Origin of the sequence: Sphingobium sp. CCH11-B1 (genome assembly GCF_001556865.1) — a bacterium.
Classification (GTDB): Bacteria; Pseudomonadota; Alphaproteobacteria; order Sphingomonadales; family Sphingomonadaceae; genus Sphingobium.
In genome coordinates this window covers 1-14,428 of sequence record NZ_LSJY01000056.1, presented here as the reverse complement: position 1 = coordinate 14,428, position 14,428 = coordinate 1, and the positions used below count along the sequence as shown (strand labels likewise).

Here is a 14,428-nt window from a genome sequence, read left to right as displayed (position 1 = left end):
ACGGGCTGCCGACGCACGTCTCCGATGCGGCCCCAGCCGCTCGTTCGTCGCTCAGACGGAGTTCACCGTGCCGCAGCCATCCCCTGGACCAGGCAAGAGCGACCACACGCCGGCAGGTCTCCTGGCTCACGGGTCAAAGCTTGATGCACGCCTTCCCAGGCCTCGCATGATTTAGCGTCCGGCCCAGTGGCTGCCCCTACAAAGAGGAGCGATGTGCATCGCGCTATCCGCTTACAGTTGCAGGGACAGCCGCGGATTTGGAAGCAAGCTTCCGCACCGCATTCCCGATTAAGCCCCTTTCGGGGGCACCGGCGCGATCAATGAAAGCCACAGAATCGCTTTCGCAGCTCGCATAGGGGAAAAGAGTGAAGAATCCAATTGCCGTGCAGGACATCCTGAAAACACATTGTCGCGGATGAGGCAGTCGGGATAATGATAGAGGTATAGCAGCGGATTTCGCTTGCGACAGTCGCCTCCGGCATCAGCTGGCCCAGGTTTCGGTGCCGATTTGGCAATTGTTGTCATCTGCTCCGGCTTTGGTCATAGACCTGCTGCTGGTAAATCCGGTTTCAAGCGTGGCCGGCCTACGGGCGCATCCGGGTTGGAGGAGGACTGATAGCTCACAAACTGCGAATCGGATTTCTTCCGCTGGTCGATGCAGCCTTGCCGATCCTTGCCCGCGAACTTGGTTATGCGGAGGATGAACGGCTCGATATCGAATTGGTACGGGATGTCAGTTGGGCGGCAGTTTGCGACAGGCTGGTCTATGGGCATACCGACGCAGCGCATTTGATTGCTCCCCTGGCAATTGCCGTCACCCTCGGTGTCGGGCGCCCGGCTACTCCTTTGTCGGTGCCCTTCGTGCTCGGCCTGAACGGAAATGCCGTGACAGTGCGACCTGAAATCGCTGATCGCATCACTCATCCCGGCAAGCCCGGCGATGCGGCCGCGATCGGCAAGAAGCTGGCTGAAGTCGCGCGTGAACGACGAGACCAGGGTTCGCACCTTCGCTTTGGCGTGGTGCATCGCCATTCCAGCCACAACTACATGCTCCGCTACTGGCTGCGAGGCTGCGGCATTGACCCGGACCGGGACGTTAAGATCACCGTCGTATCTCCTCCTTTCGCCGCTGACGCACTTGGGCAGGGTGAAGTAGACGGGATATGCGTCGGAGAGCCTTGGAACAGTGTTGCGGTCGATCGCGGGCACGGCACAATCGCGGTCATGACATCGCAAATCTGGCGTCGCGGCGTTGAAAAGGTGCTGGCCATGCCAACACAGCGTATGAGCGAAAATCCGCAGATCACTGACCAGCTTGTTCGCGCCCTTTATCGTGCTGGAATTGCCTTTATCGATCATGAGCGAACCGACGAAATCGTCGGCATTCTTGCCCGGGAAAATTATATCGGTGCGGCAGCCGATGCAATTCGGCGAGCCATGACCGACAGGATACTCTTCGCCAAAGGATGCGAGCCGGTTCATGTTCCGGACTTCATGTTCCAGCACCGCGAGGCGGCCAATTTCCCCTGGTCCAGCCAGGCTGCCTGGCTCTATGCGCAGATGTGTTTGGCCGGCCATGCCCAGCCAAATGCCGAAGCCTACGAAAGCGCCCAACGAGTCTTCAGGCCCGATGTCTACCGGCGGGCTTTACGCGTTGTCGATGCCGCACTTCCGGGAGCTGGTGCCAAGCTTGAAGGCGCAATCGCCGGAACCATGGCGGTTGGAACAACCCAGGGGCGGCTCATCCTTGGCGCCGACCGCTTTTTTGATGGCAGACTGTTCGATCCGAACCGGCTTCGGGACTATCTCGATTCAACCCAAGCGTCGGAAAAATGATCGAGACCAGTTGCGACAACTGAATGGCTGCCTGTAAATTGGGCAGCGACTACTGCAAGCGCCCAATAATTGTGCAATGCAATATTTCACTTGAAATCTGCGTGCAATTTGGACAGTTGCGCCAAGCTTGAGAGCAACGGCGCTCTCATTGGTTACACCCGCCGCGTCCATTCTGGCGCGAGGGACATTGCAGATTCTGGCGAGGCAACGAAGCCGCGCAGCCTGGGAACGCGATTCCCGGGCCGCGCGGATTTTTGCGTTTCGCCAGGGAAACCGGGAGTGGGCTTGAGTGCTGGAAAACGCGTCTGGACAAGAGAAGCACGAGGTTCGCGTTGCCGCGATCCTTTGGTTACCTTGCGCCGCGTTACCGCATCGCCAGGGCCGCGATCAACGCCGCCAGCAGCATCAACGAAACCATCTGCCAGAAGCGCGCGGGATTGCGCTCGATCAAGGGCACGAAATTCTGTTTGACCCTTGCCACAGCCGCGCCGCCCTCGAGAGCACGCAGCAGTTCGATAGCGTCGCCATAGCGTTCCTCCGGCTCGATAGAGACCGATCGCATCAGCACCGCGTCGAGCCAGGCCGGAAGCTGCGTGCGGTGGACGCTGGGCATATCGGGCTTGCGAAAACGCGGGCGGGTGAACGGCTCGATCTCGCCGTAGGGGTAGCGGCCCGCGAACAGGCGCCACAGCGTGACCCCCAGCGCGAACATATCTGTCTGCTGATCGCCGCGATTGCCGGTGAACATCTCGGGAGCGAGATAACTGGGCGTTCCGGGTATCTCGTTCTCTGCGAATTCGTCGATCCGGGGCAGCCGCGCGACGCCCAGATCCACCAGCTTCAGTCCGCCATCCTGGGTCAAGATGACGTTATCGGGTTTGATGTCGCGATGAATGATATCGAGCTTGTGCAGGGCCGCAACCGCGCGGGTCAGGCGGACGGCGATGGCCAGCCCCTCTTCCAGACTGACCTGGCTGCCCAGACGCTGCTCCAATGTTTGCCCTTCATAATAGGGCTGGACGCCGTAAAGCTGGCTCTGCCGGTCCTGCGGCACGGGGATCGCGCCCCCCACGAAGGGGCTGGATATCCGGCTGCCGACCAGAATTTCGCGCATGAACGCCAGTTTTGCGCCACCTTCGGACAGCAGGGCCGGCTTGGGGAACTTGACGACAACCACCTGTCCGCTCACCGAATCAACAGCACGAAACAGGCGGGTGTAGCGTCCATCGGACAGCAGCCGGTCAAGCTTGAAGCCATCCACGCTGCCCCCTGTTTCGGGCGGCGGCAGGATGGGCAGCTTGTCGATGTCTCCGGCCACGCTGTCATGGCCGACGCCCGGCAACGACACGACATCGAGAACGACAGCGCTCGCATTGTCCTGGCTTCCCCCGGCAAGCGCCGCATCGACGATGGCCATGGCATCCGCTTCGGCAGAATTGCGCGCGCCAAGCAGTTTCTCGATGCGCCTGGCGGAAAGCGTCCCATGCACGCCGTCGCTGGTCAGCAGGATGCGATCATGTTCGGCCAGGGCGATCTCGTGGTGATCGAGCCGCAGCCGCTCCTCGATACCGAGCGCGCGGTAAAGGATGTGGCGCTGGTCTGGATGCGAACGGGTGTGATCCTCGGTCAGCAGGGTCAGCCGGCCGTCGCGGAAATGCCATGCGCGGCTGTCACCGACGTGCAGGACATGCCCCTTACGTCCCTTGAGCACACAGGCGGTGAACGTGGTTGCCGCATGGGCCATCGTATCGCTGCGGCCCATGGCACAGAGCCAGCGGTTGAAGGGTGCCATCACTCGCTGGACGGCAGCGGCGACGCCGATGGTATCCGGCTGGCAATAGAACCCGTCGATCGCTTCGCGCACGGCCAGTTCGGCGGCGATCCGGCCGCCCCGATGGTCGCCGCCGATGCCGCCCCCCACGCCATCGGCCACCACGGCGATCATGCCGCGGCGCATCCGTTCCAGTTCACTGGCGGTGTAGATGCCGACAAAATCCTGATTTTCAGGCCTTGCGCCCGTCTGGGACGAATGGCCCCCGGCCACCAGCAGTCGTCCCTCCGGTATCATCAATCCCGATCCTTCCCTTGTGCGCGTACTCGCACACGCACGAGAGGACATTCGGGCAAGCCCCTTCGTCAAGCCCTAATCGCTCCTGAAAGGAACTGCGCCGCATGAGCGGGAAATCATTCTGGGAATCCGGCCATCGGCCGACGCTGATCATGGCGTTCCTCTATTTCGATATCGCCTTCATGGTGTGGAACATGCTCGGCCCCTTGGCACCGATCATCGCCAAGGAACTGATCCTGACCCCCGCCGAAAAGGGTTTCATGGTCGCGGTGCCGACACTCGCGGGCGCAGTGCTGCGCCTCGTCAACGGCTTCCTTGTCGATCGCATCGGCCAGAAGGTGACCGGCGCAATCGGGCAGGTCGTGGTAATCGCCGGGCTGTTCGCGGCATGGTTCTTCGGGGTGAACAGCCTGAATGGCACGATTGCGGTGGGCGTGGTGCTCGGTTTCGCTGGCGCAGCCTTTGCCGTCGCCTTGCCGCTCGCCTCACGCTGGTATCCGCCAGAGCATCAGGGCAAGGCCATGGGTATCGCCGGCATGGGCAATTCGGGCACGGTGTTCGCCGCGCTGTTCGCACCGCTGCTGGCCAAAGCCTTCGGCTGGAACAACGTGCTGGGCCTCGCGCTCATTCCTCTGGTCATCGTCTTCATCGCCTACATGGTGCTGGTCAAGGACAGCCCGGACCAGCCACCGGCGAAGTCGATGGGCGAATATGTCGCCAGCTATTTCGGGATGCTGCGCGAAGGCGATGCATGGTGGTTCATGCTGTTCTACGGCGTTACCTTCGGCGGTTTCGTCGGCCTTGGCGGGTCGCTGCCGCTGTGGTTCACCGGCGAACTGGCGATGAGCCCGATCCAGGCCGGTTATGCGACGGCGGCCTGCGTTTTCGCCGGATCGCTGGTGCGCCCGTTCGGCGGCGCGCTGGCGGATCGCATCGGTGGCATCCGCACGCTTTCGATTGTTTACATGGTCGCTTCCGTATTGCTGGTTGGCATCGCTTTTGCGCCAATCGCTTTTGCCGCGATGTTCCCGCTGTTCTTTGCGGTGATGGCGACGCTGGGCATCGGCAACGGCGCGGTGTTTCAGCTGGTGCCGCAGCGCTTTCGCCATCAGGTCGGCATCATGACCGGCCTCGTCGGCTTTGGCGGCGGCCTTGGCGGGTTCTACCTCGCCTCCTCGCTCGGCCTTGCCAAGCAGTGGACAGGCAGCGCCTCGTCCGGTTTCCTCATCTTTGCCGCGCTGGCGCTGATCGCGCTTGCCGGCCTCACCTCGGTCAAAAAGCGCTGGCGCACGACCTGGGGTGCCGCCATCCAGGGAGTACGCATCTGATGTCATCGAAACAGAAACTCGTCGTCATCGGCAACGGCATGGCTGGGTGCCGCGCGGTGGAGGAAATTCTCTCCCGTGCGCCCGATGCCCATGCCATCACCATCTTCGGCGCCGAACCGCGGGTGAACTACAACCGCATCATGCTGTCGCCAGTGCTGGCAGGCGAAAAGGCATTTGAAGACATCGTCATCAACGATGCCGCCTGGTATGCCGACAACGGCATCGAATTGGTCAGCGGCGATCCGGTGACTGCGATTGACCGCGCGGCCAAGGTGGTGACCGCGAAGTCGGGCAAGCAAGTCAGCTATGACAAGCTGCTGATCGCTACGGGGTCCGATCCGTTCATCATCCCCGTGCCGGGCAAGGACCTGCCCGGCGTGGTCACCTTCCGCGATCTGGATGACGTCGACCGGATGCTCGATGCCGCCAAAGCTGCTGAAAAAGCGGGCGGCGGCGATGCCGTGGTGATCGGCGGCGGCTTGCTTGGCCTCGAAGCGGCGCATGGTCTGGCCTTGCGCGGCATGAAGGTGACCGTGATCCACCTGATGCCAACACTGATGGAGCGCCAGCTGGATGAAGCGGCGGGCTACCTGCTCAAGAGCGAACTGGAGCGGCGCGGCCAGACCATCCTGACCCACGCCGATACCGGCGAAATCTATGGCAATGGCAAGGTCGAGGGTGTGCGTCTGAAGGACGGGCGCGAAATCCCTTGTTCGATCGTAGTCATGGCGGTCGGTATCCGCCCCGCGACCGCGCTGGCACGCGAGGCCGGACTTGAGGTCAATCGCGGCATTCTGGTTGACGACCACATGGTCACTTCCGATCCCGATGTGCTCTCGGTCGGCGAATGCGTCGAGCATGACGGCATGGTCTATGGCCTGGTCGCGCCGCTGTGGGACATGTGCCGCAGCCTGGCCGATGGCCTGCTGGAAACCCCCAATCCCTATCGCGGATCGGTCACTTCAACCAAGCTCAAAGTATCTGGCATCGATGTGTTCTCCGCCGGCGATTTCGCGGGCGGAGAAGGCTGCGAGGACATCGTGCTGCGCGATGCGACGCGCGGCGTCTACAAGCGGGTGATCGTCAAGGACGACAAGGTCATCGGCGCGGTGCTCTATGGCGATACCGCCGATGGTTCGTGGTATTTCGACCTGCTGAAGCGCGAGGAAGACATTGCCGGGGTCCGCGATGCGCTGATCTTCGGGCAGGCTTTCGCCTCGGGCGGAGGTGCCTCCGCAAACCCTCTTGACGCCGTTGCATCGCTTTCGGACGAAGCCGAAATCTGCGGCTGCAACGGCGTTTCCAAAGGCAAGGTCGTCGCCTGCATCAATGGTGGCGCTCAGGATCTCGACGCGGTGCGGGCGGGATGCAAGGCCTCGGCGAGCTGCGGCCAATGCACCGGTCTTGTCGAAAACCTGCTGGCGCTGACGCTGGGTGATGGTTTTTCCGGCGAACGCCAGAACAAGCCGATGTGCAAGTGCACCAGCTTCACCCACGAGGACGTGCGCCAGCACATCCGCGATATGGAGCTGAAATCGATCCCGCAGGTCATGCAGGAAATGTCGTGGTCGACGCCCGATGGCTGTTCGTCCTGCCGCCCTGCCCTCAACTACTATCTGCTGAGCCAGTGGCCGGCGGAGCACGAGGAAGACCCGCAGAGCCGCTTCGTCAACGAACGCATGCATGCCAACATCCAGAAGGACGGCACCTTCTCGGTCGTGCCGCGCATGTGGGGCGGCGTCACCACGCCCGATGAACTGCGCGCCATCGCCGATGCCGCCGACAAGTTCGGGGCAAGGATGGTCAAGGTCACCGGCGGCCAGCGGCTCGACCTGTTTGGCATAAAGGGCGAAGACTTGCCCGCGATCTGGGCGGACCTGAACGCGGCCGGGATGGTCTCGGGCCACGCCTATGGCAAGGCGCTGCGCACGGTGAAGACCTGTGTGGGATCGGAATGGTGCCGCTTTGGCACCCAGGATTCCACCGGCCTTGGCATCAAGCTGGAACAGATGACCTGGGGTTCGTGGATGCCGCACAAGTTCAAGATCGCGGTTTCGGGCTGCCCGAGGAACTGCGCAGAGGCCACGATCAAGGACTTCGGCGTAATCTGCGTCGATTCGGGCTATGAACTGCACATCGGCGGCAATGGCGGCATCCACCTGCGCGGCACAGATCTGCTGTGCAAGGTTACGACCGAGCAGGAGGCGATGGATTACTGCGCTGCCTTCATCCAGCTCTACCGCGAAGAAGCCCGCTATCTCGATCGCACCGCCCCCTGGGTGGAACGGGTCGGGCTGGACTATGTGAAGCAGCGCATTGTCGAGGACGCGGTGGGGCGCGAGGCACTGCGCTCGCGCTTCCTGTTCGCCCAGACGTTCCTGCAAGTCGATCCCTGGGCCGAGCGCGCCGAGGGCAAGGAGGCTCATTTGCACAAGCACATTGCCGAAATCCGTCCCTTCGCCGTGGTGGGAGCCTGAACCATGCCAGATGCATTGAATGGCAGGTGGCTCGACATCGGCCCGGTGGACCAGTTGCCCTCACTGGGTGCCCGCACGCTTCCGGTGCGGGGCGGCAAGGACATCGCCATTTTCCACACCGCCAACGGCGAGGTCTATGCCCTGCTCAACGAATGTCCACACAAGCAGGGACCGCTGAGCCACGGCATCGTCCATGACACGACCGTCACCTGCCCGCTGCACAACTGGCGGATCAGCCTCAAGACCGGCCAAGCGCTGGGCGAGGACGAAGGCTGCGTACCGACCATCCCGGTAAAGATCGACAATGGCCGCATCTTCATCGGCCGCAGGGAAGCCTTGCAGGGGATGGCATGATCGAGGCCGCGACAGACGGTGTCCGCACGACCTGCGCCTATTGCGGCGTGGGCTGCGGCATCGTGGCGACGCGACAAGGGGACCGGGCGGCGCGCATCCAGGGCGATGCCGCGCATCCCGCCAATCATGGCCGGCTCTGTTCCAAGGGCACCCATCTTGGCGAGACGATCGGCCTCGAAGGGCGGCTGCTCCACCCCGAAATCGGGGGCAAGCGGGCGAGCTGGAACAAGGCGATTGCCCATGTCGCGCGGAAATTCGCCGACACCATCGCCGAGCACGGACCGGACAGCGTGGCCTTCTATGTCTCGGGCCAGCTGCTGACCGAGGATTATTACGTCGCCAACAAGCTGATGAAGGGCTTCATCGGTTCGGCGAATATCGACACCAATTCGCGCCTGTGCATGTCGAGCGCGGTGGCCGGGCACATCCGTGCCTTCGGCGAAGATGTGGTGCCCGCCAGCTATGAGGATTTCGACGTAGCCCAGCTGATCGTGCTGGTCGGCTCCAATACCGCCTGGTGCCATCCGGTGGTCTATCAGCGGATCATGGCCGCACGCGCCGCGAACGGCACGAAGATCGTCGTCATCGATCCGCGCCGCACCGAAACCTGTCAGGATGCGGACCTGCATCTGCCGCTGAAGCCGGGCAGCGACGTGGCCCTGATGAACGGACTGCTCGCCCATTGCCGCGCGGCGGGGATTGTCGACGAAGCCTTCCTGTCCGCCTCTGTCTCCACGCCGGAGGGTTTCTGGGATGCGCTGGAAGGCTGCACGCCCGAAGCCACGGCCGAGGCCTGCGACCTGCCGCTGGAAAGCCTGCGCGCCTTCTTCGACCTCTTCGCCGCCAATCCGCGCACGATCACCCTGTTCAGCCAGGGCATCAACCAGTCGATCCGCGGCACCGATCAGGTCAATGCGATCATCAATGTCCATCTTGCCACCGGCCGCATCGGCAAGCCGGGGGCCGCGCCCTTCTCGATCACCGGCCAGCCCAACGCCATGGGCGGGCGCGAGGTCGGCGGGCTGGCCTCGACGCTAGCCTCTCACATGGATTTTGCCCCGGAAAACCGCGATACCGTGAAGCGTTTCTGGTCCTCCCCCGCGATCTCGCCCAAGCCGGGGCTGAAGGCGGTCGACCTGTTCCGCTCGATCCGCGAAGGCCGGGTCAAGGCGCTGTGGGTGATGGCGACCAATCCCGCCGTCTCGCTGCCCGATGCCGGTCTTGTGCGTGATGCGCTGGCCACCTGCCCCTTCGTCGCCGTGTCGGATTGCATCGCCGATACCGACACCACCCGCTTCGCTCATGTGAAGCTGCCCGCCACTGGCTGGAGCGAGAAGGACGGCACCGTCACCAACAGCGACCGCTGGATCAGCCGCCAGCGCGCCATCTTCCCGCCGGCGGGCGAGGCGCGGCACGACTGGTGGATCATCGCGCAGGTAGCGCAGGCCATGGGCTGGCGCGATGCCTTCGCCTATGACAGCGCCGCCGATGTCTATCGCGAACACGCCCGGCTTTCCGCCTATGAAAACCACGGCAAGCGCCTGTTCGATCTGAGCCACCACGCCGCGATCACCAACGCCGCCTATGATGCGATGGAGCCGGCGCGCTGGGGCGGCGCCCCCTTTGCCGATGGCCGCTTCTCCACGCCGGACCGCAAGGCGCGGCTGGTGCCGGTTACGCAGATCGCGCTGCAGAACACGCTGCCGCACTATCCGATGACGCTGAACAACGGCCGCTACCGCGATCAGTGGCATACCATGACGCGCACCGGCCTGTCGCCGCGCCTGTCGCAGCACCTGCGTGAGCCGATGGCCGAGATCCACCCGATGGACGCCCGCGCGCTGGGCATCGCGGATGGCGATCTGGTGACGGTTTCCACCCCCAGCGGCAGCAGCGTGTTTCGCGCCACGCTCAGCGACGGGCAGCGGCGCGGCGAGGTGTTCACTCCGATCCACTGGACCGACCGCCAGTCCACCGGCGGTCGCACCGGCCTGCTGCCGCGCCCGCTGGTCGATCCGCATTCCGGCCAGCCCGGCTTCAAGAACACCCCCGCACGGGTGGAAAAATTCGCCCCCGAATGGCGCGGTTTCGTTATCGCAAGCGCACTGCCCGACGCGATCCCTGCCGCCTATGCCACCAGGGTCCGCGTGCAGCAGGGCTGGCTGGTCGAGGTTGCGGGCGATGGCGATCCGGCAGCGCTGGCCAAGGCCCTGCTGCCCAGGGGTGAGCGCATCGAAAGCATGGACGCCGCGCGCGGCACGCTGCGCGTGGCGGTGCTGGACCAGGGCAAGCTGCGCGCCGCGCTCTATGTCACGCGCAGCGGCGGCCTGCCCCCGCGCGAATGGCTGGTCGCCCAGCTTTCGCTGTTCGAGGCCTCGACCATGGAACTGCTGGCGGGCCGGCCCGCCTCCCCGGCGCCCGATCGCGGGCCGATCGTCTGCGTCTGTTTTGATGTGGGCATGAACACGATCATCGAAGCGATCGCCAGCCAGTCGCTGGTAACGGTCGAACAGATCGGCGCCGCGCTCAATGCCGGGACGAACTGTGGTTCGTGCCGACCCGCGATCGCGCGACTTCTGGCGGACAGCCCCGCAACCGGCGAGCCCGTGCCCGCCTGATGCCATCCAAAAGGACAATTTGTGAGCAAGCTTCATCTCGTGATGGGCGGCCGCGTGGCCGATCCGCAGGGCCTCGATTTCGAGGATATCGATGCAATCGATGTGGTCGGCATTTATCCCAACTATGCAAGTGCCGAATCAGCGTGGAGGGGAGCGGCCCAACGCACGGTCGATGACGCGGCAATGCGCTACGTCGTCGTTCACCTGCATCGGTTGATCGAACCTGCCGCATCAGGCTAGAGGCATCCAATGAAACGTGCGGTGGTCATAAGGCATCTGGCATTCGAAGATCTCGGAGCGTTTACCGCTCCGTTAAGGGATGCCGATTATTCCGTTCACTACCAAGACGCCGGGGTTTGCACGCCTGACGCCGGACCCGAACCATGGGACTCTGCGAAAATCGATTTGCTGATCGTCCTCGGCGGTCCTATCGGCGCATATGAGGAACATCTCTACCCCTGGCTTACCGATGAGATCGACGGGATCGCCTCGCGATTGCGCAAACGGCTGCCCACAATGGGTATCTGCCTTGGCGCGCAGCTCATTGCGCGTGCGCTTGGCGCCAAGGTTTATCCGAGCGGAATCAAGGAAATCGGGATCGGCAATATCACACTGACCGACGCCGGCCTTGCCAGTTGCCTCGCTCCCTTCGCGGATGCTCCTGCAACACTTCACTGGCATGGCGACACCTTTGACCTTCCCGAAGGCGCTTCACTTCTGGCTTCGACCGACCTGTGCCGAAATCAGGCTTTCTCCGTTGGCCCCAATATCATCGGCTTCCAGTTCCATCCGGAAGCCGATGGCACGACATTCGAGCGTTGGCTAATCGGTCATGCCTGCGAACTCTCAGTCGCGGGCATCGACATCCGAGAACTTCGGGCCACGATGGCAGTCGTGTCACGCGAACTCACCGACAAGGCCAAAACACTTCTCGAATGCTGGCTGCGCGGCCTGCATGAGCAGTGACCCGATATTGAGGCGTCTGAACTCCGATGCTCGTCAACGAGCCGCAGGAATGGCATACGCCCGTTTCGACAATTGGGACCGGTCGGGGCCTGTTCATGTCGTTGCCGAGACTGACTTGCGAAGCTCAGGATTTTGCGCTCTATCGCATCGGCCATGACCGTATCCCTCGTTTCCCGAACTGATTGGACCCGCGATGAAATCGCGGCCCTCTACGAACTGCCGTTTACAGAGCTGGTTTTTCAGGCCGCCGAGATTCATCGCGCCTGTCACCCGGCGAACGAGGTCCAGCTTTCCACACTGCTTTCGATCAAGACCGGCGGGTGTCAGGAGGATTGCGGCTATTGTTCGCAGTCGGTGAAAGCAGGCAGCGGTGTCAAGGCGACCAAGCTATTGGAGGTGCAAGCCGTCCTCCAGCGCGCCGCACAAGCGGCCGACCAGGGTTCCACCCGCTTTTGCATGGGCGCTGCCTGGCGCGATCCCAAGGACCGCGACATGCCTGCCATTATCGAGATGGTTAAAGGCGTGCGCGCGCTTGGCATGGAAACCTGCATGACGCTGGGCATGCTTACACCCCGACAGGCCGACATGCTAAGCGAAGCGGGGCTCGACTACTATAATCACAACATCGACACCTCGCCTGAACGCTATGACCAGGTCATCACCACGCGCACGATGAAGGACCGGCTCGATACGCTGGCCAACGTCCGTATGGCCGGCATCAGCGTCTGCTCAGGCGGTATCGTGGGCATGGGCGAGACCCGTGAAGACCGAGTGGGCTTCATCCACACCCTCGCGACTTTGCCCGATCACCCGCAGTCAATACCGATCAACGCACTGGTCCCGGTGAAAGGCACGGTGCTGGGTGACATGCTGGCAGATACCCCACTGGCGAAAATTGACGATGTCGAATTCGTGCGAACAGTCGCTGCGGCGCGTATCACCATGCCTCACTCCATGGTGATGCCTCACTCCATGGTGCGCCTTTCCGCAGGGCGTGAATCCATGTCAGATATGACGCAGGCAATGTGCTTCCTCGCCGGAGCGAATTCAATCTTTACCGGCGACAAGCTGCTTACCGCGCCCAATGCAGGCGATGACAGGGACACAGAAATGCTATCGCGTCTGGGCTTGAAGGCAATGGCTCCCCTGAAGGGCGGCGTCGAAGAAAGAAGAACACCGGCCAGCTCGTCGTAGTTCAATCCTCTGTTGCCCGGGACCGCCCGTCCACGAGCTTGACCGCATAGAGCTCCATCTTGTGGTCGACGAGCCGGTAGCCCAACCGTTCTGCAATCAGACGCTGCAGTGCCTCGAGTTCCGGGTCCACGAATTCGACGACCTGACCTGTTTCAACGTCCACCAGATGATCATGATGAGCATCGGGCGAAGGTTCATAGCGAGCCTTTCCGTCACCGAAATCGTGCCGTTCAATGATCCCGGCCTCTTCGAACAGCCGGATTGTTCGGTAAACCGTTGCGATGGAAATACCAGGATCGATTACTGAGGCACGCCTGTGCACGGTATCGACATTCGGATGATCGACCGCATCGGACAGTACGCGCGCAATGACGCGGCGCTGCTCGGTCACCCGCAAGCCACGCTCGATGCATAGCGCCTCAAGATCAATCCTCGAGCCCATTGTGAAGCGTCCCGGGTTTCCCGGAGGCTCCTATCTGTGAGAAGGAGCTATAATGAGCAACGCAAGGAACAAGTTTTCACCTGAGGTCCGCGAACGCGCGGTTCGGATGGTTGGTGAGCACCGTGCCGATTACGGTTCGGAATGGGCGGCAATGACCTCCATCGCTGGGAAGATCGGCTGCACTGCGGAAACGCTGCGTCGGTGGTGCCGTGAGGAGGCGAGCCGACGAACGGGGCCAGCGGCGCAAGCCGCTAGCGAACGGGAACGGCTCAAGCTTCTCGAACGCGAGGTGAAGGAGCTTCGCCGTGCCAACGAGATCCTGCGCAAGGCGTCGGCATATTTTGCGCAGGCGGAGCTCGACCGCCACGGCAAATGGTGATGTCGTTCATCGACGCTCATCACGAGGAACTGGGTATCGAGCCGATCTGCCGCGAACTGCGGGTCGCCCCATCGTCCTACCACGAGCACGCCGCAAGGCTTGCCGACCCTGACAAGCGCTCGGCGCGTACCCGGCGCGATGACGAGATCAAAGAGCAGATCAAGCGGGTCCACGATGCCAGCTTCGGCCTCTACGGCACCCGCAAAGTCTGGCACCAGCTGCGCCGCGATGGGATCGACGTCGCCAAGTGCACCGTGGAGCGGCTGATGCGCGCGATGGGCTTGGCAGGGATAAGGCGCGGTAAAGCCTGCGTTACCACCGTCAGTAATCCGAAGACACCGTGCCCGCTGGACAGGGTCAACCGTGCGTTCAAGGTCAAGCGGCCCAACGCGCTGTGGGTCGTCGACTTCACCTATGTTCATACCTGGACCGGCTTTGTCTACGTGGCCTTCGTGATCGACGCCTTCGCCCGGCGGATCGTAGGCTGGAAGGTCAGCACCAGCGCCACAGCAGGGTTCGTGCTGGATGCCCTGGAGCAGGCAATCCATGCGCGCAGGCCAAATGCCGAGGATGGCCTGATCCACCATAGCGACAGGGGTGTGCAATATCTGGCCATGAGCTACACCCAGCGGCTGTCCGAAGCCGAGCTGGTGCCCTCTGTGGGCAGTGTCGGTGACTCGTATGACAACGCCCTCGCCGAGACCATCAACGGGGACTGTCAGGATTTCCGTGTGTGGGCGGGCGGTTAAACATTACGCCGCCATGG

General features: G+C 62.7%; 10 protein-coding genes, 1 pseudogene, 1 riboswitch and 1 other annotated feature. Of the genes and pseudogenes, 9 read left to right on the top strand and 2 right to left on the bottom strand.

Annotation, left to right across the window (positions count from 1 at the left end):
* Nucleotides 1-94: 94 nt before the first annotated feature.
* Nucleotides 95-328: riboswitch (cobalamin riboswitch) on the bottom strand.
* 233 nt (nt 329-561) lie between these two features.
* The gene (locus tag AX724_RS06125) at nt 562-1,836 is read left to right on the top strand and encodes an ABC transporter substrate-binding protein (protein ID WP_331711429.1); all 1,275 of its coding nucleotides are present in this window, start codon (nt 562-564) and stop codon (nt 1,834-1,836) included.
* Nucleotides 1,837-2,200: 364 nt separating this feature from the next.
* On the opposite strand, the gene AX724_RS06120 is transcribed toward AX724_RS06125, so the two are convergent.
* On the bottom strand, nt 2,201-3,904 hold the full coding sequence (locus tag AX724_RS06120) for a bifunctional protein-serine/threonine kinase/phosphatase (protein WP_066764426.1): 1,704 nt from the start codon (nt 3,902-3,904) through the stop codon (nt 2,201-2,203).
* A gap of 104 nt (nt 3,905-4,008) precedes the next feature.
* Between AX724_RS06120 and AX724_RS06115 the strand changes: the two genes are divergently transcribed.
* The 7 genes from AX724_RS06115 (at nt 4,009) to bioB (ending at nt 12,841) form a co-directional block, all read left to right on the top strand.
* Nucleotides 4,009-5,232 (top strand): MFS transporter, encoded by a 1,224-nt coding sequence (locus AX724_RS06115; protein WP_066764424.1) that lies wholly within the window; start codon nt 4,009-4,011, stop codon nt 5,230-5,232.
* Nucleotides 5,232-7,709, top strand: a complete 2,478-nt coding sequence (gene nirB / locus AX724_RS06110) for a nitrite reductase large subunit NirB (RefSeq protein ID WP_066764422.1) — start codon at nt 5,232-5,234, stop codon at nt 7,707-7,709. Before AX724_RS06115 ends, nirB begins: the two co-directional genes overlap by 1 nt.
* Before the next feature lie 3 nt (nt 7,710-7,712).
* Nucleotides 7,713-8,063, top strand: a complete 351-nt coding sequence (gene nirD, locus AX724_RS06105) for a nitrite reductase small subunit NirD (protein ID WP_197421493.1) — start codon at nt 7,713-7,715, stop codon at nt 8,061-8,063.
* A complete protein-coding gene (locus tag AX724_RS06100; RefSeq protein WP_066764414.1) occupies nt 8,060-10,681 on the top strand; it encodes a nitrate reductase in 2,622 nt (873 codons plus the stop codon). The genes nirD and AX724_RS06100 overlap by 4 nt, the downstream gene beginning before the upstream one ends.
* Nucleotides 10,682-10,702: 21 nt before the next feature.
* Nucleotides 10,703-10,921 carry a DUF4170 domain-containing protein gene (locus AX724_RS06095; protein WP_066764412.1) on the top strand — a complete coding sequence of 73 codons (219 nt, stop codon included), beginning with the start codon at nt 10,703-10,705 and terminating at the stop codon, nt 10,919-10,921.
* A 9-nt stretch (nt 10,922-10,930) separates the two neighbouring features.
* Nucleotides 10,931-11,647: a glutamine amidotransferase gene (locus tag AX724_RS06090; RefSeq protein ID WP_066764409.1), complete on the top strand. Its 717-nt coding sequence runs from the start codon at nt 10,931-10,933 to the stop codon at nt 11,645-11,647.
* 153 nt (nt 11,648-11,800) lie between these two features.
* Nucleotides 11,801-12,841, top strand: coding sequence for a biotin synthase BioB (bioB, locus tag AX724_RS06085; protein WP_066764407.1), 1,041 nt, complete (start codon nt 11,801-11,803; stop codon nt 12,839-12,841).
* A 1-nt stretch (nt 12,842) separates the two neighbouring features.
* On the opposite strand, the gene AX724_RS06080 is transcribed toward bioB, so the two are convergent.
* Nucleotides 12,843-13,283, bottom strand: coding sequence for a Fur family transcriptional regulator (locus AX724_RS06080; RefSeq protein ID WP_066764405.1), 441 nt, complete (start codon nt 13,281-13,283; stop codon nt 12,843-12,845).
* 52 nt (nt 13,284-13,335) lie between these two features.
* Here AX724_RS06080 and AX724_RS06070 point away from each other — a divergent pair.
* A pseudogene (locus AX724_RS06070) lies at nt 13,336-14,375 on the top strand (IS3 family transposase); the annotation flags it as partial.
* Nucleotides 13,617-13,731: a sequence feature (AL1L pseudoknot), on the top strand. (Overlaps the previous pseudogene by 115 nt.)
* Nucleotides 14,376-14,428 lie beyond the last annotated feature (53 nt).

Excerpts from the sequence above, each read along its gene's own strand:
- AX724_RS06120 (WP_066764426.1), bottom strand. The coding sequence starts at position 3,904 with ATGATACCGGAGGGACGACTGCTGGTGGCCGGGGGCCATTCGTCCCAG.
- AX724_RS06115 (WP_066764424.1), top strand. The coding sequence starts at position 4,009 with ATGAGCGGGAAATCATTCTGGGAATCCGGCCATCGGCCGACGCTGATC.
- nirB (WP_066764422.1), top strand. The coding sequence starts at position 5,232 with ATGTCATCGAAACAGAAACTCGTCGTCATCGGCAACGGCATGGCTGGG.
- nirD (WP_197421493.1), top strand. The coding sequence starts at position 7,713 with ATGCCAGATGCATTGAATGGCAGGTGGCTCGACATCGGCCCGGTGGAC.
- AX724_RS06100 (WP_066764414.1), top strand. The coding sequence starts at position 8,060 with ATGATCGAGGCCGCGACAGACGGTGTCCGCACGACCTGCGCCTATTGC.
- AX724_RS06090 (WP_066764409.1), top strand. The coding sequence starts at position 10,931 with ATGAAACGTGCGGTGGTCATAAGGCATCTGGCATTCGAAGATCTCGGA.
- bioB (WP_066764407.1), top strand. The coding sequence starts at position 11,801 with ATGACCGTATCCCTCGTTTCCCGAACTGATTGGACCCGCGATGAAATC.
- AX724_RS06080 (WP_066764405.1), bottom strand. The coding sequence starts at position 13,283 with ATGGGCTCGAGGATTGATCTTGAGGCGCTATGCATCGAGCGTGGCTTG.